Source organism: Agrobacterium sp. GW821-FHT14E08, from assembly GCF_058803865.1.
This window is the reverse complement of the sequence record NZ_JBXAPJ010000001.1, coordinates 828405-849938: the sequence shown is the minus strand read 5'-3', so window position 1 is coordinate 849938 and position 21534 is coordinate 828405. Positions and strand designations below refer to the sequence as shown.

Annotated in this window: 21 protein-coding genes; 4 read left to right on the top strand and 17 right to left on the bottom strand. The window is 59.2% G+C overall.

Annotated features, from left to right (window positions below):
- Positions 1 to 174 precede the first annotated feature (174 nt).
- The 11 genes from lipA to AC1ROR_RS04080 all read right to left on the bottom strand — a co-directional run bounded on the left by lipA (position 175) and on the right by AC1ROR_RS04080 (position 11594).
- Complete coding sequence (gene lipA / locus AC1ROR_RS04130) at positions 175 to 1146, bottom strand: lipoyl synthase (protein ID WP_035217452.1); 972 nt, start codon at positions 1144 to 1146, stop codon at positions 175 to 177.
- Positions 1147 to 1249: 103 nt separating this feature from the next.
- The gene (locus tag AC1ROR_RS04125; protein WP_035217455.1) at positions 1250 to 1498 is read right to left on the bottom strand and encodes a GlsB/YeaQ/YmgE family stress response membrane protein; all 249 of its coding nucleotides are present in this window, start codon (positions 1496 to 1498) and stop codon (positions 1250 to 1252) included.
- A 99-nt stretch (positions 1499 to 1597) separates the two neighbouring features.
- On the bottom strand, positions 1598 to 3043 hold the full coding sequence (lpdA, locus tag AC1ROR_RS04120) for a dihydrolipoyl dehydrogenase (RefSeq protein WP_003502607.1): 1446 nt from the start codon (positions 3041 to 3043) through the stop codon (positions 1598 to 1600).
- 60 nt (positions 3044 to 3103) lie between these two features.
- Positions 3104 to 3748: an SGNH/GDSL hydrolase family protein gene (locus AC1ROR_RS04115; protein ID WP_498588656.1), complete on the bottom strand. Its 645-nt coding sequence runs from the start codon at positions 3746 to 3748 to the stop codon at positions 3104 to 3106.
- 12 nt (positions 3749 to 3760) lie between these two features.
- A complete protein-coding gene (locus AC1ROR_RS04110; protein ID WP_498588655.1) occupies positions 3761 to 5137 on the bottom strand; it encodes a pyruvate dehydrogenase complex dihydrolipoamide acetyltransferase in 1377 nt (458 codons plus the stop codon).
- Positions 5138 to 5151: 14 nt separating this feature from the next.
- Positions 5152 to 6573, bottom strand: coding sequence for a pyruvate dehydrogenase complex E1 component subunit beta (locus AC1ROR_RS04105; protein ID WP_035217464.1), 1422 nt, complete (start codon positions 6571 to 6573; stop codon positions 5152 to 5154).
- 17 nt (positions 6574 to 6590) lie between these two features.
- Entirely contained in the window at positions 6591 to 7634 is a 1044-nt protein-coding gene (pdhA, locus tag AC1ROR_RS04100) for a pyruvate dehydrogenase (acetyl-transferring) E1 component subunit alpha (RefSeq protein WP_035262411.1), read from the bottom strand.
- Between the two features lie 153 nt (positions 7635 to 7787).
- Positions 7788 to 8105: an FtsB family cell division protein gene (locus AC1ROR_RS04095; protein WP_004441601.1), complete on the bottom strand. Its 318-nt coding sequence runs from the start codon at positions 8103 to 8105 to the stop codon at positions 7788 to 7790.
- A gap of 344 nt (positions 8106 to 8449) precedes the next feature.
- Positions 8450 to 9724: a phosphopyruvate hydratase gene (gene eno, locus AC1ROR_RS04090; RefSeq protein ID WP_035217470.1), complete on the bottom strand. Its 1275-nt coding sequence runs from the start codon at positions 9722 to 9724 to the stop codon at positions 8450 to 8452.
- Positions 9725 to 9864: 140 nt separating this feature from the next.
- The gene (gene kdsA, locus AC1ROR_RS04085; RefSeq protein WP_035217472.1) at positions 9865 to 10710 is read right to left on the bottom strand and encodes a 3-deoxy-8-phosphooctulonate synthase; all 846 of its coding nucleotides are present in this window, start codon (positions 10708 to 10710) and stop codon (positions 9865 to 9867) included.
- Positions 10710 to 11594: a VOC family protein gene (locus AC1ROR_RS04080; RefSeq protein WP_498589169.1), complete on the bottom strand. Its 885-nt coding sequence runs from the start codon at positions 11592 to 11594 to the stop codon at positions 10710 to 10712. The genes kdsA and AC1ROR_RS04080 overlap by 1 nt, the downstream gene beginning before the upstream one ends.
- A 210-nt stretch (positions 11595 to 11804) precedes the next feature.
- Between AC1ROR_RS04080 and lexA the strand changes: the two genes are divergently transcribed.
- On the top strand, positions 11805 to 12527 hold the full coding sequence (gene lexA / locus AC1ROR_RS04075) for a transcriptional repressor LexA (protein ID WP_035217477.1): 723 nt from the start codon (positions 11805 to 11807) through the stop codon (positions 12525 to 12527).
- A 438-nt stretch (positions 12528 to 12965) separates the two neighbouring features.
- Positions 12966 to 13643: a glutathione S-transferase family protein gene (locus AC1ROR_RS04070; protein WP_498588654.1), complete on the top strand. Its 678-nt coding sequence runs from the start codon at positions 12966 to 12968 to the stop codon at positions 13641 to 13643.
- A 17-nt stretch (positions 13644 to 13660) separates the two neighbouring features.
- On the opposite strand, the gene AC1ROR_RS04065 is transcribed toward AC1ROR_RS04070, so the two are convergent.
- Positions 13661 to 16033, bottom strand: a complete 2373-nt coding sequence (locus AC1ROR_RS04065; RefSeq protein ID WP_498589168.1) for a ComEC/Rec2 family competence protein — start codon at positions 16031 to 16033, stop codon at positions 13661 to 13663.
- Between AC1ROR_RS04065 and AC1ROR_RS04060 the strand changes: the two genes are divergently transcribed.
- Positions 15929 to 16210 carry a hypothetical protein gene (locus AC1ROR_RS04060; protein ID WP_498589192.1) on the top strand — a complete coding sequence of 94 codons (282 nt, stop codon included), beginning with the start codon at positions 15929 to 15931 and terminating at the stop codon, positions 16208 to 16210. The genes AC1ROR_RS04065 and AC1ROR_RS04060 overlap by 105 nt on opposite strands.
- Positions 16211 to 16399: 189 nt before the next feature.
- Positions 16400 to 17689 (top strand): citrate synthase, encoded by a 1290-nt coding sequence (gltA, locus tag AC1ROR_RS04055; protein ID WP_003502585.1) that lies wholly within the window; start codon positions 16400 to 16402, stop codon positions 17687 to 17689.
- Between the two features lie 76 nt (positions 17690 to 17765).
- Here gltA and AC1ROR_RS04050 read toward each other — a convergent pair whose 3' ends face one another.
- From AC1ROR_RS04050 to AC1ROR_RS04030, 5 genes are all read right to left on the bottom strand, one after another.
- Positions 17766 to 18500, bottom strand: a complete 735-nt coding sequence (locus AC1ROR_RS04050; RefSeq protein ID WP_498588653.1) for an amino acid ABC transporter ATP-binding protein — start codon at positions 18498 to 18500, stop codon at positions 17766 to 17768.
- Complete coding sequence (locus AC1ROR_RS04045; RefSeq protein ID WP_498588652.1) at positions 18478 to 19137, bottom strand: amino acid ABC transporter permease; 660 nt, start codon at positions 19135 to 19137, stop codon at positions 18478 to 18480. The genes AC1ROR_RS04050 and AC1ROR_RS04045 overlap by 23 nt, the downstream gene beginning before the upstream one ends.
- On the bottom strand, positions 19134 to 19805 hold the full coding sequence (locus AC1ROR_RS04040) for an amino acid ABC transporter permease (protein WP_498588651.1): 672 nt from the start codon (positions 19803 to 19805) through the stop codon (positions 19134 to 19136). Before AC1ROR_RS04040 ends, AC1ROR_RS04045 begins: the two co-directional genes overlap by 4 nt.
- 82 nt (positions 19806 to 19887) lie before the next feature.
- Positions 19888 to 20673 carry a transporter substrate-binding domain-containing protein gene (locus AC1ROR_RS04035; protein WP_498588650.1) on the bottom strand — a complete coding sequence of 262 codons (786 nt, stop codon included), beginning with the start codon at positions 20671 to 20673 and terminating at the stop codon, positions 19888 to 19890.
- A 6-nt stretch (positions 20674 to 20679) separates the two neighbouring features.
- The gene (locus AC1ROR_RS04030; RefSeq protein WP_498588649.1) at positions 20680 to 21390 is read right to left on the bottom strand and encodes a GntR family transcriptional regulator; all 711 of its coding nucleotides are present in this window, start codon (positions 21388 to 21390) and stop codon (positions 20680 to 20682) included.
- Positions 21391 to 21534 lie beyond the last annotated feature (144 nt).

Sequence of the window (21534 nt, the reverse complement as noted above, 5' to 3'; positions counted from 1 at the left end):
AGCTAAAATAAGGCAGTCAACGTTTTCCTGACGAGCCCCCCACTCGACGTCGTCCTCGGGCTTGACCCGAGTATCTACCATTGGCGGCGACCAATGGATCCTCGCCTCAAGGGCGAGGATGACGAAGGAGGGAGATTGCGCCCCTTGTGGGCAATCCAGCCCTACTACCCCTGCTTACTCCGCAGCCGCCAGCAGCTTCTTCTCGCGGGCCGCACGCAGGCGTTCGAAATCGTCGCCGGCATGGTGCGAGGAGCGGGTCAGCGGGCTGGAAGACACCATCAGGAAGCCCTTGGTATAAGCCACGGTCTCGTAGGACTTGAACTCTTCCGGCGTCACGAAAGCCTCGACCTTGTGGTGCTTGCGGGTCGGCTGCAGATATTGACCGATAGTCAGGAAGTCCACATCGGCGCTGCGCAGATCGTCCATCAGCTGCAGCACTTCGTTTCGCTCTTCGCCGAGGCCGACCATGATGCCCGATTTGGTGAACATGGTGGGATCGAGTTCCTTCACCCGCTGCAGAAGGCGCACGGAGTGGAAATAGCGCGCGCCGGGACGAACCGTGAGGTAATTGCCCGGGACGGTTTCCATATTGTGGTTGAAGACATCGGGCTTGGCGGCGACGACCCGCTCCAGCGCGCCGGGCTTCTTCAGGAAGTCGGGGGTGAGGATTTCGATGGTCGTGTTGGGCGATGCCGCACGGATCGCCCAGATGACCTTCTCGAAATGTTCAGCGCCGCCATCGGCGAGATCGTCGCGGTCGACCGAGGTGATGACGACGTGGGAAAGGCCCATCTGCTTGACGGCCTTGGCGACGTTCTCGGGCTCGGCCATATCCAGCGGATTGGGCTTGCCGGTCGCGACATTGCAGAAAGCGCAGGCGCGGGTGCAGATTTCACCCATGATCATGAAGGTCGCGTGTTTCTTGTCCCAGCACTCGCCGATATTCGGACAGCCGGCTTCCTCGCACACCGTCACCAGCTTGTGCGAACGCACCAGTTCACGCGTCTCGTGATAGCCCTTGGATGTCGGCGCCTTGACGCGGATCCATTCCGGCTTGCGCATGACCTCGGTATCGGGCTTATGCGCCTTTTCCGGGTGGCGAATGCGCTTTTCGTCGGACGACGTCCTGTCGAGAATAGTGACCATTAAAAACCTGCTTCCATCGCCCCTGGCGACCTAAACATCTGTTGGTCCGATGCTTTAGAACAATTCCAGAAAAAGCGTAAGCCCCTTCCGGTCACGAAGCCTTTCAGCGCCGTACCAGCTTCGCCAGAAACAGCAAAAGGCTGGCGCCGATGAACGACGTGACGAAATAGCCGAGCCTGCTGTCCTGCACGAAAACATCGAAGGTTCGAAGCATCGCAACCGCAACCACCGAACCGACGATGCCGAGGATGATGTTCATGAAAATGCCGAAGCGCATATCCATGAGCTTGCCCGCAAGCCAGCCGGCGAGACCGCCGATGATGATCGCTGCAATCCAGCCTACACTTTCCATTCCCACGCTCCCTGAAAGAACCAGCCCCATTTAAGGAGCCTGCATCGAGACATATGGGACACCCGGCATGGTTAAACAATGCCGGGTATCACGGAGCACTTATGCGTTCAGAACACGCCCATAGGCGTCGAGCACGCTTTCCTTCATCGATTCCGAAATGGTCGGATGCGGGAAGATCGTATGCATCAGGTCTTCTTCAGTGGTCTCGAGGTTCATCGCAACAACGAAGCCCTGAATGAGTTCGGTGACTTCCGCACCGACCATATGCGCGCCGAGCAGCTCGCCGGTCTTCTTGTCGAAGATGGTCTTGACCATGCCCTGATCTTCGCCGAGCGCCACGGCCTTGCCGTTCGCCGCAAAGGAGAAGCGGCCAACGCGGATGTCGCGGCCCTGTTCCTTGGCCTTGGCTTCGGTGAGACCGACAGAAGCGACCTGCGGGTTGCAATAGGTGCAGCCCGGAATCTTGAGCTTGTCCATCGGGTGCACATTCGGCAGACCGGCGATCTTTTCGACGCAGATCACTGCTTCATGCTCGGCCTTGTGGGCGAGCAGCGGCGGGCCGGCAACATCGCCGATGGCGTAGATGCCCGGCACGTTGGTCTTGCCGTAACCGTCGATGACGATAAAGCCGCGATCGGTCTTCACGCCGGCAGCCTCGAGGCCGATGCCTTCGATATTGGCGACGACGCCAACGGCCGAAATCATCCGATCGGCGGTGATCTTCTCGGAAGAACCGTCCTTCTTCTCCAGCGTCGCAGTGATGGAGTTCGCGCCCTTCTCAACCTTGGAAACCTTGGTCTCGAGGTGAATTTTCATGCCCTGCTTTTCGAGCTGCTTCTTGGCGAAGGTGGAGATTTCCGCATCCTCGACCGGCATGACCTGGCTCATGATCTCGACGACGGTGACGTCGACGCCCATGGTACGGTAGAAGCTGGCGAATTCGATGCCGATAGCGCCCGAGCCCATGACGAGCAGCGACTTCGGCAGTTCTTCCGGCTTCATCGCCTCGAAATAGGTCCAGATCAGCTTGCCATCCGGCTCGATGCCGGGCAGCGCGCGCGGGCGGGCGCCTGTGGCGACGATGATGTGCTTGGCGGTATAGGTGCCCTCACCCAGCGTGTTCTTCGGCACGGGACCCTGCGGCTGAACCACCGGCTTGGTGGATTTGCCGACGACGATCTCGCCCGGCTTGGTGATTTTCGCTTCACCCCAGATGATATCGACCTTGTTCTTCTTGAATAGGAAACCGACGCCATTGTTCATGCGCGCAGCAATGCCGCGCGAGCGCGCCACGATCGCCTTGACGTCCGGCTTGATCGAGCCTTCCAGCGTCAGGCCGTAATCCTTGGCATGGGTGGCGGTGTGCATGACATCGGCGGTGCGCAGCAGGGCCTTGGTGGGAATGCAGCCCCAGTTGGAGCAGATGCCGGCCAGATGCTCGCGCTCCACGACGGCAACCTTCATGCCGAGCTGGGCTGCGCGGATCGCGGCAATATAACCGCCCGGTCCCGAACCGATGATGATGACGTCATAAGATTGAGCCATTGGAAATCCTGCCTTGTCTTATTCGGAAAACGGCAAACCGCCCCGAAACGAGAATGAGTGTCAAAGTCCGAGCATCATGCGGACGACGGGCTCCAGCCCGCGGCCGATGGCCCGCGTGTTTTCAGCATCGAGATGAACGCCGTCCACCGGCGTCGTGCGGGCAACGGAGCCGGCATCGAAAAAACCGCAATCGAGATCGTCGGCAAGGTCCCGGTAAACCGAAGCCAGCATGGCCGATTCATCGATCGCATCGCGATAGATCGCCCCCATCACGGGGTTTGCCGTTTCGCAAAGCTGCGGCGGCGCGACGATCAGAACATCCGGCGCTTCCCAGTCAGCCACTTGCCAGACGTGATTGCGCGTGAGTTTCACCAATCGCTCGATACCCTTCATGGCGACAATGGCCGATCCGTGGATCGACGGTTTCATGTCGTTGGTGCCGAGCATGATGATGACGAGATCAAGCGGCGCATGGCTGTGCAGCAGCGTCGGCAGAAGCCTTGCGCCATTGCGGTCACAATCGGCCGTCAGATCGTCATAGGCGGTAGTACGGCCACCAAGACCTTCGTGGATCACGTGCACGTCGGAACCGAGCGCCTTTTGCAAGACGCTCGGCCAAAGATCGTCATGGCTGTGACGGCCACCCGTTTCCGCATTTGATCCCCAGGTCAGGGAATCGCCAAAGCAGAGGACCGATTTCACCATGTCACGCTCCGATCAAACCAGCATGCCCATCGGGTTTTCGATGTAGCGCTTGAAGGCGCCGATCAGTTCGGCTCCGAGCGCGCCATCGACGCAGCGGTGGTCGGTGGAGAGCGTAACCGTCATGACGTTGGCGATCTTGATCTCGCCATTCTTCACGACAGCGCGTTCTTCACCCGCACCGACCGCCAGAATGGTGGCATGCGGCGGGTTGATGACGGCCGAGAAGCTCTTGACGCCCATCATGCCCATGTTGGACACCGCGGTCGTGCCGCCCTGATACTCCTCGGGCTTCAGCTTGCGCTCCTTGGCGCGCTTGCCGTAGTCCTTCATCTCGTTGGAGATTGTGGAGAGCGACTTCTCTTCCGCCTTGCGGATGATCGGCGTGATCAGGCCACCCGGAATGGAAACGGCGACGCCGACATCCGAATGCTTGTGCTTGACCATGGCGCTTTCCGTCCAGGAGACGTTGGCATCAGGCACATCGCGCAGGGCAAGAGCCAGCGCCTTGATGACCATGTCGTTGACCGACAGCTTGTAGGCCGGCTTGCCGTCCTTTTCGGGGGCAGCCGCATTGAGCTGGGCGCGCAGCGCCAGAAGCGTATCGAGTTCGCAATCCACGGAAACGTAGAAATGCGGAACCGTCTGCTTGGATTCGACCAGACGCTTGGCGATGACCTTGCGCATGCCGTCATGCGGTACCAGCTCGTAAGAACCCTGTTCGAACAGCTTGAGAACGGCTTCGTCCGACTGGCCCTTGGCGAGGGCCGGAGCCGGTGCGCCTGCGGATGCAGCAGCAGACGGTGCGGCCTTCGCACCGCCGGAAGCGGCGGCCTTTTCCACGTCGGTCTTGACGATACGGCCATGCGGTCCGGAACCGGAAACGGCCGAGAGGTCGAGACCGGCTTCCTTGGCGAGACGGCGGGCAAGCGGCGAAGCGAAGATGCGCTCGCCGGACGCCGACGCCGGAGCGCTATTGCCGACACGGTCGCCTCCAGCCGAAGCTGGACTTGCATTACCGACAAAACCGTTTCCAGCGACTGCCGGGGCAGCAGCTTCTACCTTGGCTTCCTGTTTGGGTGCCTCGGCCTTTGCTTCCGCCTTGGCGGGAGCAGCAGCGCCGCCCTTTGCCGCTTCGGCCACATCCTCGCCATCAGCGGCGAGGATGGCGATCAGGGCGTTGACCTTGACCGCTTCGGTGCCTGCCGGAACAACCAGCTTGGCGACCGTGCCTTCGTCAACGGCTTCCACTTCCATGGTCGCCTTGTCGGTCTCGATCTCGGCGATCACGTCACCGGGTGCGACCTTGTCGCCTTCCTTGACCAGCCACTTGGCCAGATTGCCCTCTTCCATCGTCGGAGAAAGGGCAGGCATGGTGATGTTTATCGGCATCGAAACGCCTCCCCTTACTTGTAGCAGACGGTTTTGACGGCCTGAACGACTTCATCGACGTTCGGCAGAGCCAGCTTTTCGAGGTTTGCCGCGTAAGGCATCGGAACATCCTTGCCGGCGATCGTCAGGATCGGCGCATCGAGATAATCGAAAGCGGCGCGCATGACCTGGTTGGCGATGAAGTCACCGACCGATGACTGCGGGAAACCTTCCTCGACCGTGACCAGACGACCGGTCTTCTTGACCGATTCGATGACGGTGGGCAGATCCATCGGGCGGATGGTGCGCAGATCGATCAGTTCGACGTCGATGCCGAGCTTCTCGAGTTCCGCAACCGCCTTGATGGCATAGGTCATGCCGATGCCGAAGGAAACAATGGTCGCATCCTTGCCCTTGCGGTGAATGCGCGCCTTGCCGATCGGCAGCACGAAATCATCGAGCTTCGGCACTTCGAAGCTCTGGCCGTAGAGAATTTCATTTTCCAGGAAAATGACCGGGTTCGGATCGCGGATGGCGGCCTTGAGCAGACCCTTGGCGTCGGCAGCCGTATAGGGCATGACGACCTTGAGGCCCGGAATATGGCTGTACCATGCGGCGTAACATTGCGAATGCTGGGCGCCGACGCGGGCAGCCGCACCGGACGGACCACGGAACACCATCGGAGCGCCCATCTGGCCACCCGACATGTAAAGCGTCTTTGCCGCCGAGTTGACGATCTGGTCGATCGCCTGCATGGCGAAGTTGAAGGTCATGAATTCGACGATGGGGCGCAGGCCCGTCATCGCAGCGCCGACGCCGATACCGGCAAAACCGTGCTCGGTGATCGGGGTATCGATGACGCGACGCTCACCGAATTCCTGCAACAGGCCCTGGGTGATCTTGTAAGCGCCCTGATATTCGGCGACTTCCTCACCCATGACGAAGACTTTTTCGTCGGCGCGCATTTCTTCGGCCATGGCGTCGCGCAGCGCTTCACGCACCGTCGTCATCACCATTTCCGTGCCTGCCGGAATGTCCGGATCGGCAGCGACTTCGATCTTGGGTGCTGCCGGAACCTTGGCGGCTTCCTTGGCAGCGCTCGGCTCTTCGGTCGCTTCGCGGGTCTTGCCGCCGGCCGCATCCGAATCGGAATTCGCGGCTTCTGCCTTCGGCTCTTCTTTCTTCGCGGAGGAAGAAATGTCGTCGGCGCTTTCGCCGTCCTGAAGAAGAACGGCAATTGCCGTGTTGACCTTGACGCCTTCGGTGCCGGCATCGATCAGCAGCTTGCCGATGACGCCCTCATCCACGGCTTCCACTTCCATGGTCGCCTTGTCGGTCTCGATCTCGGCGATCACGTCGCCGGAGGTGACCTTGTCGCCTTCCTTTTTAAGCCATTTGGAAAGCGTGCCTTCCTCCATGGTCGGGGAAAGGGCGGGCATAAGAATTTCTACTGGCATGGGTTTCCCTTTCCCGATCAGAGCAGAATGTCGGTGTAGAGCTCGGATACATCCGGCTCTGGGTCGTTCTGGGCGAAGTCGGCGCTGTCGGCGACGATATCACGGACATCCTTGTCGATGGCCTTGAGTTCGTCTTCGCTTGCCCAGCCCTGCTCCAGAAGCCGTGCCTTGACCTGCTCGATCGGGTCATGTTCGGAGCGCATCTTCTGCACTTCGTCTTTCGAACGGTATTTCGCCGGGTCGGACATGGAGTGACCACGGTAACGGTAGGTCAGCATTTCCAGAATGATCGGCCCCTTGCCGGAACGGCAATGTTCCAGCGCCTGATCGGCGGCGGCCTTGACGGCGCGCACATCCATGCCATCCACCTGGATGCCGGGAATGCCGAAGGACTGGCCGCGCAGCGAATAGTTCGACTGGGCGGTGGCGCGGGCGGTCGAGGTGCCCATGGCGTAACGGTTGTTCTCGACGATATAGATGATCGGCAGTTTCCAGAGAGCGGCCATGTTGAAGCTCTCGTAGACCTGGCCCTGGTTGGCGGCGCCGTCACCGAAATAGGTTACGGAGACATTGTCGTTGCCGCGATAGCGGTTGGCGAAAGCGAGACCGGTTCCGAGTGAAACCTGCGCACCGACGATGCCGTGGCCGCCGTAGAAATGTTTCTCCTTGGAGAACATGTGCATCGAGCCGCCCTTGCCTTTCGACAGGCCGCCCTTGCGCCCGGTCAGCTCAGCCATGACGCCACGCGCGCTCATGCCGAGCGCCAGCATGTGGCCGTGGTCGCGGTAAGCGGTGATAACCTGATCGCCTTCCTTCTGCGACATCTGCATGCCGACGACGACAGCTTCCTGACCGATATAGAGGTGACAGAAACCACCGATGAAGCCCATGCCATAGAGCTGGCCGGCCTTTTCCTCGAAACGGCGGATGAGCAGCATTTCACGATAAGCGTGAAGCTCTTCTTCCTTCGAGAAGTCCGGGCTGTTCTTGCCGGTGAATTCGGTTGCGGCCTTTGCCGTGGTCTTGCGGCCGGATACGGTCGCTGGTTTTCGCGGCGCCATTCATCCCTCCCTGAGTTGCCGTTTGAATGGATAGAGTGGCGCGTACCATATGCAAGAAAATGCCATGCAGCAATGCTTTAAACGCATGGCACATATTCACGCTAAGATGCTGTGAATAAATCAGAAATGTTAAATTAACTTGATTTAGGTTAATTAGAAATATGTGTTCATGATGACGATTTCGTCCGTGCGGGACATATTCAGCTGGTAACGGGAAATCTCGTCGATCATGTCCCGCTCAAGCGAGCCGTCGCTCAGCAATTCCACCTGCCGCTCCAGCGCCACACGGGCCTGCGTCAGCTTGGCAAGCTCCGCAGTACGGGTGATACGCTGCCGCTCCAGCCGCTCCGTTGCCTGAAGGCCGAAGTCGCCATGAATGGAATGATAGCCGAAATAGGAAAGAAAAGCGATCGTGATGGCCGGAACGATCAAACGGCCGAATCGTCTCTTTTTATGATGTCTGGTCCACATGCCGGAGAGAAGCCTTAAAACGCATAACCTTTGAATCTCGAGATTAAGGCTGATTGTTTAACTATCCGTTGACCTTAAATTGTCTTTGGCAAATAGGCGCAAAAAAGCCCGCCGGAGGGCGGGCTAAGAATGGCAGCGACGTCAAAAGAACCCTCGTCATGCCGGACTTGATCCGGCATCCAGCCACAGCGCGTCTGCGCTGTGGGGAGAGTCTTTCGCGATCAAGGACTTGATCGCGCTGAACCCCGGATCAAGTCCGGGGTGACGGAATGCGGATGCTACCGCTCGCCCCTGAATGAGCCCGCCGAGGCGGCGGGCCGCATCACAAACCAATACCGCCGGAATTACCCGCGCAGGATCGAACGGCCGGCGTAAGCGGCCTGCGGACCCAGCATTTCCTCGATGCGGATCAGCTGGTTGTACTTTGCGAGCCGGTCGGAACGGGCAAGCGAGCCGGTCTTGATCTGACCGCAGTTCGTCGCAACAGCGAGATCGGCGATGGTGGAATCTTCCGTCTCACCCGAACGGTGTGACATGACGGCGGTGTAACCAGCCTTGTGTGCGGTCTCAACCGCATCCAGGGTCTCGGAGAGCGAGCCGATCTGGTTGACCTTGACGAGGATGGAGTTTGCAACGCCCATCTTGATACCATCACGAAGGCGAGCGGAGTTGGTGACGAAAAGATCGTCGCCGACCAGTTGGCACTTGTTGCCAATAAGATCAGTCAGAGCCTTCCAGCCGTCCCAGTCGTCTTCAGCCATGCCGTCTTCTACGGAGATGATCGGATACTTGGCGACGAGTTCAGCCAGATATTCGGCCTGCTCGATCGGCGAACGGGTCTTGCCTTCGCCTTCATAAACGTAGTTGCCGTTCTTGAAGAATTCGGTTGCGGCACAGTCGAGACCGATGAACATGTCGTCGCCCGGACGGTAGCCAGCCTTTTCGATCGACTTCATGATGAAATCGAGTGCTGCCGGCGCGCTTTCCAGACCCGGCGCAAAACCGCCTTCGTCGCCAACATTGGTGTTGTGGCCCTGTGCAGACAGTTCTTTCTTCAGCGTATGGAACACTTCAGAACCCATGCGCACGGCTTCGCGGATGTTTTCCGCACCAACCGGCAGGATCATGAATTCCTGGAAATCGATCGGGTTATCGGCATGCGCGCCGCCATTGATGATGTTCATCATCGGAACCGGCAGAAGATGTGCGTTCGGGCCGCCAACATAACGGTAAAGCGGCAGGCCGGAGGCTTCAGCAGCAGCCTTGGCAACAGCGAGCGACACGCCGAGGATGGCGTTGGCGCCGATGCGCGACTTGTTCGGTGTGCCGTCGAGAACGATCATCGTCTGGTCGATCTGGATCTGGTTTTCGGCATCGAAACCGCCGATGGCGTCGAAGATTTCGGTATTGACGGCTTCAACCGCCTTTTCCACGCCCTTGCCGAGATAACGCTTGCCGCCATCGCGCAGCTCAACCGCCTCATGCGCGCCGGTGGAGGCGCCGGAAGGAACGGCGGCGCGGCCCATGGAGCCGTCTTCGAGGTAAACATCGACTTCAACGGTCGGGTTGCCGCGGCTGTCGAGGATTTCGCGCGCGATGATATCGGTAATGGCAGTCATGGTCTCTCCCTTGGGAATGGAACAGATATTTTCCGTCGCCTGTCTTAGACGATGGCGAAGAAATTACAATGACGACGGGCGGCAGAAACGGCCCGCCCGCCATTAAAATCGATTGGCACAGACAGTGCCCGCCTCGCCGCTCAGGCCTTGGTGATGGCGTCGAAGGCGAGCAGCTTTTCCAGCAGTTTCGGCATATCCTTCAGATGGACCATGTTGGGGCCGTCGGACGGCGCATTGTCCGGGTCCTCATGGGTCTCGATGAAAAGCCCGGCGACACCGACAGCAACCGCCGCCCGCGCCAGAGTCTCGACGAATTCGCGCTGGCCGCCCGTGGAGCCGCCCTGCCCGCCCGGCTGCTGCACCGAATGGGTGGCATCAAAGACAACAGGCGCGCCGAGCGAAGCCATGATCGGCAGCGAGCGCATGTCGGAAACGAGCGTGTTGTAACCGAAGGAGGCGCCACGCTCGCACAGAAGCACATTCGGATTGCCGCTCTCATTCAGCTTGGCCAGCACATTCTTCATGTCCCAGGGGGCGAGGAACTGGCCCTTCTTGACGTTGATGACGCGGCCGGTTTTCGCGGCGGCGACGAGAAGATCTGTCTGGCGGCTGAGAAAGGCCGGGATTTGCAGCACATCCACCACTTCGGACACGATGGCGCATTGTTCTTCGGTGTGAATGTCAGTCAGAACAGGAAAGCCGAATTCCTTCTTGAGGTCGGCGAAAACCTGCATGGCGCTCTCAAGGCCGATGCCGCGCTTGCCGGAAAGCGAGGTGCGGTTCGCCTTGTCGAAGGACGACTTATAAACGAGCCCGATCCCCAGCTTGTCGCAAAGCTCCTTCAGGACACCGGCGATCATGAAGGCATGTTCGCGGCTCTCCATCTGGCAGGGGCCGGCAATCAGCGAAAAACGCTCTGTATTGGAAAAGGAAACCTTGCTGGCGCCATCGCCGGCGGTGACTTTGAGATTGTTCGTAACGCTCATCATTTTTCCTCGAAGGCGAATGTTACGCCCTGACCGGGTGCTGCTGCCACCACCAGGCGGCCGCCCGCTTTTGCGCAGGACACGCCATTAGCAGCAAGCACAGCTTCTGTCACGGCAAGATCGTGTGACAAAAAGATGACGCCCGCGCCGCGCAATCCGCCGTCGCCCCACTCCCTGGCATCCATGCCATGCCCGCCAAAAACCGGCTTTGCCGCCAATCGGATGCGCGCATTGCCGGTTGCGAAAACCATATCACCATCCGGGGACATTTCACCCTTGCAGCGAAAAACCGTTTCGATCAGCCGCGCCGCATTTCGATCGGCTCCTGAAAACAGAACGATCTCGCTGAGGCCGAGAACCCCATTGGCATGGCGCTCCAGTGCCGTGCGATCGCCCGGCAGCACCTGAAGCCGCTGACAGCTGAACGAAAAGAAATCCGCAGCCGTCCCGCTTGCTGCTGCAAAAGCAAGCCGGAATGCCGCCTCGCTTTGCGAACCGTCCGGCATTCGAACAGGCCGCGAAAATTCAAAGATATCGCCCGCCGAAAGGCCGGAGACCGCAAATCTCTCATGATCGGCAAAGGCATCCCCGGTTCGGGCTACCAGAGCGGAAAATCCCTCCCTGCCATGACCCTGCCGGAAGGCTTGATCCCTGCCTGTGAACACATCGCCACGGTTCACGGAGGCATTATATTTAGCCGGATCAGCAATTGCCAACGGCTCCAGATAGGTCCCATCGGTGAAAAAAACGCATGCATTCTGCGTGCCGAAGGGATGAAGAGCCTCCGGCGCAACCGTGAAGCCGAGGTCTTCATAGCGCTTTTCCGCAACGGCAAGAGCCTGCACGGGCAAGACGAGATGATCGATGCAATAGGGTTTCGTCATTGTCATTCCTGCTGGCGGCGCGACAGGAAGCCATGCTGCACCGGTTCGAGGCGAAGAAAAGCACAATTTCGTGCGATGAGGCAAATCATCAAAACAACAGATAGCAGCTTCACGAAATTTTAGGGGATTGCGGAACACATATGGAACATATAGTGTTCGTTCTGTATTTGTTTCGCGATCTCCACTACGATTCTCAAGGGTGTTTTCCTCATGCTCACGCGCAAACAGCAGGAATTGCTTCTCTTCATTCATGAAAGAATGAAAGAGTCCGGCGTGCCGCCCTCCTTCGATGAAATGAAGGACGCACTCGATCTTGCCTCCAAATCCGGCATTCACCGGCTGATCACTGCCCTCGAAGAGCGCGGTTTCATTCGCCGGCTACCTAACCGGGCACGGGCGCTGGAAGTCATCAAGTTGCCCGAGGCCTACGCGCCGGGCGCAAGGCCGCAGCGCGGCTTTTCGCCGAGCGTCATCGAAGGCAGCCTCGGCAAGCCGAAGACGCCGGAACCGACCCCTGCCCCCAAGGCACCAGCCAATGATCTCGGTGGCGCCGTTACCGTGCCGGTCATGGGCCGTATCGCCGCCGGCGTGCCGATTTCCGCCATCCAGAACAACACCCACGACGTTGCCGTGCCGGTGGATATGCTGGGCACCGGCGAACATTACGCGCTTGAGGTCAAGGGCGATTCGATGATCGAGGCCGGCATTTTTGACGGCGACACCGTCATTATCCGCAACGGCAATACAGCCAATCCGGGCGATATCGTTGTGGCATTGGTGGATGACGAGGAGGCGACGCTGAAGCGCTTCCGCCGCAAGGGCGCCTCCATCGCGCTCGAGGCTGCAAACCCCGCTTATGAGACCCGCATCTTCGGACCGGATCGGGTGAAAATCCAGGGCAAGCTGGTTGGGTTGATCCGCCGTTATCATTGACCCGATGGACGGGATGTCATCCGGTTTTCGACAGGCGTCGTCTTGATGATGACGCCTGTATGAGAGGTGAAGACTGCCTGAAGCATGGCATAATTTGGATACGCACGGTGGTATGTGACTGACGCGGGCGATGCCTGATGCCTTCCGAAACTGGCTACAGTTTCATGCTGATTTTCCGTTTTGCTAGTATGACGACATAGGTCTGGCCTGCCGCATTCAGCTCTTGAATTCTCACCAAGCCTTCGCGAAGTTGAATTGCATCGTCGGTCGATTGGTGATTTTTCAGCTGTCTCCGGACGGTGATATTTGCGAAGCGTTGCCGTCCATGCCCTCCCCTTATCATTCATCAATACGGCTTATGGGAGCCATGGATTATTTTCGATATTCCACGGACGCCCGGCAGGTATAAAAATGCGCGTCATATCCGGGAGATACGCCATGTACGATCTTTATATAGCGAATAAGAACTATTCTTCATGGTCGTTGCGGCCGTGGGTGTTGATGCGCACGCTGGGTATCGCGTTCACCGAAAAACTCATTCCGTTCGGTGAAGGAATTTCCTTCTCCTCCTTTTCGCCAACCGGCAAGGTGCCGTGCCTTGTCGATGACGGCTTCATGGTGTGGGAAACGCTTTCGATCGCTGAATATCTTGCTGAAAGACATCAGGGTGTCTGGGCGAGCGACAAGCAGGCACGGGCCTGGTCACGGTCGGCGGCAAGTGAAATGCATGCCGGCTTTTCTTCGCTGCGCAATCTCTATCCCATGTCTGTCGGCATCAGGGCAAGACCGAAGGGCGGGGATGCCGGGCTTGCCGCCGATATCAAGCGCATTGATGCGCTGTGGAGCGAAGGCCTTGAAAAATTCGGTGGACCATATCTCGCCGGCGCGAAATTCACGGCGGTCGACGCCTTTTTCTGCCCGGTGGCGTTCCGTTTCCAGAGCTATGGCGCCGATCTTTCACCCGCGGCCAGGAGCTATTGCGAAAGGCTGCTCGCCCTGCCCGCGATGCGTGAATGGTACGAGGCCGGTTTGAAGGAAACCTGGCGTGACACGGCGCATGAAGAAGAAATTGGCGGGATCGGCGACGTGATCGAAGATCTGCGCGCCAGGGCATGATGAACCACGCTGGCGGCTCACTCTGACGTCGCCAGCAGCCTGTTGACGGCCTCAGGCACCTCATGATCGAAACGGCCGCTTTTCCAGTCGTAATAACGATGTTCGCTCCACGGCCTGTCCGTTCCAGATATTGCGGCGCGCAGCCGTTTTACCACGCCTGCCTGATCCATATTGGCAAAATCTATTTCCACTGAACCGATACGTCGCAATATGTCTCGATTGAGAAGCAGCGCCCCGGAGCGGCACTGTGAAAACGAAGTTCGGCGGGAAACGATGACAATATCGGCGATATCACAGGCTGTTCCGGCAAAGCGGCCATCCTCCAGAACGATGATCCACTCGCCGCTGCCGGCGCGGGCCACGCACCATATGTCTTTTCTGCAGGTGAAGACCCCAGCCTTGGCATCCCTCAGCGCCGCCGTCATCTCTTTCGTCACCGCCGCCATCTCTTTGGGTGGGAGTTTCGTTTTCGGCGCCAAGCCGGCAGTGCTTACCCGAACCTCCGGCTCCACTACTATTGGCGGCACGGGTTTTTCCGGCAGCAGCAGCGCCCTTTGCCACTGGCCATACACAAAGTCCGGTGGCCGCGCTCTTGTCGTGAAGACCTTGCCATCCTCCAGCATGGCCACCAGCTGGCCGTCCTCGTGCACCAGGAGATGAGGCGGATAACGGGGGGGCAAAGCTGACAGGCCGAAGGCGAAAATCAGGACCGGTATACCGAGAAGGGCAAGCCGGCTGCGCAGCAAAGTCAGCAGCAGGAAACCCGCTGTGGCGAGACCGATAAACCACCCATGCGGCCGCCCCGTCGCCGCGCTGCCACCCCATGACGCCACCTCATTGGCGACCTCGATGACAAGAGCCATGCCATAACCCATGATCTTCAGGAAAGGCGCATCGAGCCCGAAGGGCATCAGCAGCATCGCGAGAAGACCGAACGGCATGACGATCAGCGACATCAACGGCATGGCAGCCAGATTGGCGAAAAGTCCATAAGTGGTGACACGATGGAAATGTTCGGCGGAATAGATCGCCGTCGAAAGTCCGCCGATCAGCGATGTCGTGACAACACCGCCAATGACGGCACCTGCCATTTGCAGCACCGTCATCCAGCCGGGCCTGCGCCCGACCAGCAACCGATCCCGCTCGGTCCGCCAGCGGTTCCAGGCGGCATAGGCAGAAACAAGCGCTATGGTGGCCGCAAATGACATCTGGAAACTCGGCCCCATGATTTCCGATGGCGAGAAAGCCAGAATGACCAGAGCGGAAAGGGCAACATTTCTCAGGCTGAGAGACGGCTGGTCGAAAAGAACTGCGATCAGCATCACCGACATCATCAACCATGCGCGTTCGGCGGAGACGGCAAAACCGGAAATGAGGTAATAGGCGAGTGTCATCAGCAGTGCTGCAAAGGCCGCGATCTTCTTGACCGGCCAGCGCTGCGCAAAGCCCGGAAACAGGCTGAAGGCCAATCTCAGGCCAACGAAGAAAATGCCTGACGCCAGCGCCATGTTGAGCCCGGATATCGCAACGATATGGGCAAGGCCGGAGAGCCGCAAAGCCTCCATCGTTTCCGCCGAGATCGCCTGTCTCTCATCGGTGACGATGGAGGCGGCGAAAGCGCCGGCATCACCGCCGATGGTGGAGCGGATACGTTCCGCAATGGCGCTGCGAAGTCCGTAGAGCCACATATCCGCCCATTCGAGCCAGCCCGCCTCGGCCTTGATGTCCCCTGCAGGTGACGGAAGCGTCTGCGGTGGCTTATAAAAGAAACCGGTGGCGCCTATTCCCTTGAAATAGGATGCGAAGGCAAAGTCGTTCAATCCCGGCAAGGCGGGGCCGGACGGCGGCGAGAGGCGCACTTTGCCGCTGATGGTGGCGCCCAGTGCCGCCGGTTCACCCCTGCCGCGCGATAGCACGGAAATCATCTGTGGCGGACGAGACAAAACCGGCGCCGCCGTCGCGGTCAGCCGAACCACATATCGCCAGGAACCGCGCGCATCAACCTCCCGGCGCGCAACCGTGCCGGTGAGGGTGGTGGTGACGGGCGTATCCAGCACCACGGTTCCGGCCCGCCGGGTTTCAAAATCGGCCAGAAGCATGCCGAGCAAAACAAAAGCGCAGAGACCGCAAGCCGTCGACATGAAGCCGGGGGTATATCTGACGAGGAGCGCCAGGCCCGCGACAAGCAAAAATGCAATCGCCAGAACGGATGACGCGGGCGTGACGTCGAGAGAAAACCACAGAACTGCGCCGCAGCCGATGAGAACGGGAATAAAAAGAAAATCATGGCCAAAAGCGCGCTCTTCGGCGACCCATATGGCAATTTTTCCAGTGACAGAGTTTTTGAGATTTTGCCGGGGAATAATGGCGGGCGTGCCATATGTCGCAATGTCGCTCGTCCGACGAAGGGGAAGCAGAATATCCCGCGTGCCGGGCAAGTCGCCCTGCAACGTTTCGGCATACCGGAAATGCTGTTTTTCCCCTTGACCAAGCAATTTGCGCCGCCCCTTGCCGCACCGGAAACAGATTTGCAGGCACGCGTGAGGGATTGCAATCCTTTCCTTTAACCCTGCGTTGACCGAGATTGAATTGCTATCGCCACGAAAGCCCAAAGCAACGGGATTGCTTTTGCCGCAATGCACAATTTGACCTTCGGATAGCTTGGCATCGGCGCAAGGATCATATAGCTAATCGGTAGACGCTTAACCGCGGGGCGTGTCTCAACGCCCCCACCCGCATGTTTTCGGAGGATCAGTATGACGGAAAAAAGCGCTACAGTGACACTTGGCGAAAAACAGGTCGAACTCCCGGTCAGGGAAGGCACGATTGGACCAAGCGTCGTCGATATCGCCACGCTGTACAAGCACACGGGCTCTTTCACCTACGACCCGGGTTTCACGTCGACGGCCTCCTGCGAATCCAAGATCACCTATATCGACGGTGACGAGGGCGTTCTCCTGCATCGTGGCTTCCCCATCGAGCAGCTCGCCGAACAGGGTGACTTCCTGGAAACCTGCTATCTGCTGCTTTACGGCGAACTGCCGACCGCGGCTCAGAAGAAGGATTTCGACACCCGCGTCACGCGCCACACCATGGTGCATGAGCAGATGAGCCGCTTCTTCACCGGCTACCGCCGCGATGCGCATCCGATGGCCGTCATGTGCGGCACGGTCGGCGCTCTCTCGGCCTTCTATCACGACTCGACCGACATTACCGATCCGCACCAGCGCATGGTCGCCTCGCTGCGCATGATTGCGAAAATGCCGACGATCGCCGCCATGGCTTACAAGTACCATATCGGCCAGCCCTTCGTTTACCCGAAGAACGACCTCGATTACGCCTCGAACTTCCTGCACATGTGCTTTGCCGTGCCCTGCGAGGATTACAAGGTCGATCCGGTTCTGGCCCGCGCCATGGACCGCATCTTCATCCTGCATGCCGATCACGAGCAGAACGCTTCCACCTCCACGGTGCGTCTTGCCGGTTCTTCGGGTGCGAACCCGTTCGCCTGTATCGCGGCTGGCATCGCCTGCCTCTGGGGCCCGGCTCATGGCGGCGCCAACGAAGCGGCGCTCAACATGCTCAACGAAATCGGCACGGTTGACCGTATTCCGGAATATATCGCCCGCGCCAAGGACAAGAACGACCCGTTCCGCCTGATGGGCTTTGGCCACCGCGTCTACAAGAACTACGACCCGCGCGCCAAGATCATGCAGAAGACAATGTACGAAGTGCTGGAAGCCACCGGCAACTCGGACGATCCGATCATGCAGGTCGCGCTGGAACTGGAAAAGATCGCCCTTTCCGACCCCTACTTCGTCGAAAAGAAGCTTTACCCGAATGTCGACTTCTATTCCGGCATCACGCTGAAGGCGCTCGGCTTCCCCACGACCATGTTCACCGTTCTCTTCGCTCTTGCCCGCACCGTCGGCTGGATCGCACAGTGGAACGAAATGATCGAAGATCCGCAGCAGCGCATCGGCCGTCCGCGCCAGCTCTATACGGGCGCCGGCAAGCGCGACTACGTTCCGGTTTCCAAGCGCTAAGCCGCGAAATCCTATAAGATCAAAGGCCGGCAGGTTTTCACCCGCCGGCCTTTTTTGTTGGGCATCCGAACGGTCCTCAATGGCGTGCAGCAACGCCCAGGAACTGCTTGAGTTCGGGTGTCGAGGGATTGGAGAACACCTCTTCCGGCGGGCCTATTTCATGCACCCTGCCCTCATGCATGAAGACGACGCGGGAGCAGACGTCGCGCGCAAATTTCATTTCATGCGTCACCATCAGGAGCGTCATGCCTTCGGCCGCGAGTTCACGCACCACGGCAAGCACTTCCGCGACAAGTTCGGGATCGAGCGCCGAGGTGATCTCATCGCACAGGAGCGCGATGGGCTGCATGGCGAGCGCCCGGGCAATGGCGACGCGTTGTTGCTGGCCGCCGGACAATTCATCGGGATAGGCATCGAATTTATGTGCAAGCCCAACCCGTTCCAGCATCTTGCGGGCAACGGCTTCCGCTTCCGGCTTTGGGGTCTTCTTCACCACGGTCTGCGACAGCATGACGTTGCCGCCAACGGTCTGGTGCGGGAAGAGATTGAACTGCTGGAAGATCATGCCGACCTTCAGCCGCAGGGCTTTCAGATGCAGATCGTCTTCGAGAAGCTGCGCGCCGGCGACCGATATGGAACCGGCCGAAATCGTCTCCAGCCCGTTGATGCAGCGAAGCAGGGTCGATTTTCCCGATCCGCTCTTGCCGATGATGGCGATGACCTCACCAGGCTCCACATCGAGGTTGATGCCCTTCAGAACCTCGTTGCTGCCATAGCTTTTGCGGACTTCAGTGATTTCGATGAGCGACATTGAGCTTCCTTTCGAGGATCTGGCTGCTCTTCGACAGAGGCCAGCACAGCGCGAAATAGATGAGGGCGACGAGGCCATAAACGGTGAAGGGCTGGAAGGTGGCGTTGGTGACGACCGTGCCGGCCTTGGACAGTTCCACGAAACCGATGATCGAGGTCACGGCCGTTCCCTTGATGACCTGCACGAAGAAACCGACGGTCGGGGGAATGGCGACCCGCATGGCCTGCGGCAGGATGACGTAACGCATCTGCTGCAGGCGTCCCATGGCAAGGCTCGCCGATGCCTCCCATTGGCCCTTGGCGACGGATTCCACGCAGCCGCGCCAGATTTCGGTGAGGAAGGCAGCTGCCCACAGGATCAGCGTCAGGCCCGCCGCCAGCCAGGCCGGCACATCGATGCCGAACAGGCCGAGGCCGAAAAAGGCGATGAAGAGCTGCATCAAAAGCGGCGTGCCCTGAAAAAGCTCGACATAATAGCGCGCAAAAACCCGCATCGATTTTTTCCGGGAAATACGCATGAACAGCAGAAGCAGCGCCACCACGCCGCCGCCGACGAAGGAGACGAGCGACAGCAGCACGGTCCAGCGCGTGGCGAGCAGCAGGTTTCTGAGAATATCCCAGGTGGAGAATTCGATCATCGGACACTCCTGCGCGGAAAGATGAGGTTGCCGCCCAAGACAAGCACCTGCCGGAGAAGGATGGCCAGCACGAGATAAATGGCGGTGGAGACCATATAGGCTTCGAAGGCGCGGAAGGTGCGCGACTGGATGAAATTGGCGGCGAAGGTTAAATCCTCGGCGGCGATCTGCGAGACGACCGACGAGCCGAGCATGACGATCACCACCTGCGATGAAAGAGCGGGCCAGATGCGTTGTAGTGAGGGAACCAGAACCACATGCCGGAAGGTTTCGAAGCGGGTCATGGCAAGGCTTGCCCCCGCCTCGAACTGTCCCTTCGGCGTCGCCTGAATGCCGGCGCGGATGATTTCGCAGCTATAGGCCCCGAGATTGACCACCATGGCGATATTGGCGGCGGTCAGTTCCGACAATTGCAGGCCAAGCGACGGCAGGCCGAAAAAGATAAAAAACAATTGTATGAGGAATGGCGTATTGCGAATGAGCTCCACATAGGTCGCGACCGGCGGCCGCAGCCATTTGGGCCCGAGCGCGCGCACCCAGGCGCAGACGATGCCGAGGGCGATGCCGAGAACGCCGCCAATGGCAATCAACTCCAGCGTAACGGCGATGCCCTTGGCGATCTGCGGATAATAGTCGAGAAGCCATCCAAAATCGAATGTGTATTTCACCCGATGCTTCCTTTCGGCGAGGACAAACCATGCGCCGGTCCCGCCTCAAGGCAAGGCCGGCGCATGCATTTTGCCGGGTTGCTCAGAGATCCTTGGGCAGGTCGGTTTTCAGCCATTTCTGCGCGATCGTGTTCAAGGAACCATCGGTCTTTGCAGCGGCGATGATGGCGTTGACCTTCTCCAGCAGCGCCGGCTGTTCCTTGTTCAGGCCGATATAGCAGGGCGAATTCTTGATCAGGAACTTCAGCTCGGGACGCTTTGGCGGGTTTTTGGCGAGAATGGCGGCGGCCACGACATTGCCCGTGGCCACGGCCTCCACCTGGCCGGCGAGGAAGGCGGAGATCGTGCCATTATTGTCCTCATAACGCTTGATGGTCGTATCGGTAGGCGCCACCTTCGTCAGCTCCAGATCCTCGACGGCGCCTCGGGTGACACCGATGGTCTTGCCGGACAAATCTTCCGCCTTGGTGACGGCAACCGAATCCGGAGCGAACACGCCATTGAAGAAAGGCGCATAGGCGGCGGAGAAGTCGATGACCTTTTCACGGTCCGGGTTCTTGCCGAGGCTCGAAATGACGAGATCGACCTTGTTGGTTTGCAGATAGGGAACGCGGTTAGCGCTGGTGACCGGCACGAGTTCGACCTTCACGCCCAGCTTCTCGCCGATCAGATTGGCGACGTCGATATCATAGCCCTGCGGGGCCATATCCGTGCCGACGCTGCCGAAGGGCGGGAAATCCTGCGGGACGGCAACGCGGATCGTGCCGCGGGAGGTGATATCACCGAGCGCATCGGCAAAGGCTGCGGGCGAAAAACCAAGCGTTGCGGAAATCGCGGCAATGGCAAGCAACGAACGTCTGGAAAACATTGGGAATTACTCCTTGGGGCTTGGGGAAAGAGGCTGCAATGAAAGGGAATTGCGAAGCTCGTAGAGCGGGTCCGGCCTGCGAGTGAGATCGAGACCGGTTTCGACCTCGTCGAGATGGCGGATGGCGAGTTCGGCGGCGCCATAGAAATCGGCCGCCTTTATCGCCTCGAAGATGCGGCAATGTCCGTCATGCGATTGCTGCGCATGGAAATCCGACTGATAGAGCATGGAGATGAGAATGGTTCTGGCCGTCAGGTCGCGCAGCGTTTCGACGATGATGTCGTTGCCGGCGATTTCGGCGATGCGGATGTGAAAGTCGCCCATGAGGCAGGTCAGGCGCTGGCGGTCGCCTTTGGCAATCGCCGCCTTCTCCTCATCGAGATGATCGGCAAGAATGGCGATCCCTTCGGCGCTAACGCCGGAAAGATTGCGCAAGAGCCCATATTCGATGATGCGCCGCGCTTCATAGACCTTGATGGATTCTTCGGCGGAGGGTTCCACCACGAACCAGCCCCGGCGCGGGCTGACGGTGACGATACCGCGCGTCTCCAGCCGCATCATCGCCTCACGGATGCGCGTGCGCGACACGCTGAAAAGGCTGGCGAGTTGGTTCTCGCTGAGGCGGGTTCCCGGACGGATGCGGGCAGAAAGAATGCCGGAGATGATGGCGTCTTCTACCGCGCTCTGGGCGCTTTCGGATGTATGGCTATCTTGCATACAAGATTGAAAGCAAGAGGTGTGCCAGACGGAAATTCATGGGCTGCCAACCGCCTGATTATCAGCGGCTTGCCGTCCTAACGATCAAATGCAGTAAAATCGACCCCTTGCCTGCCCGCATCGGCAGCAGGCCGGCAGCCTGTC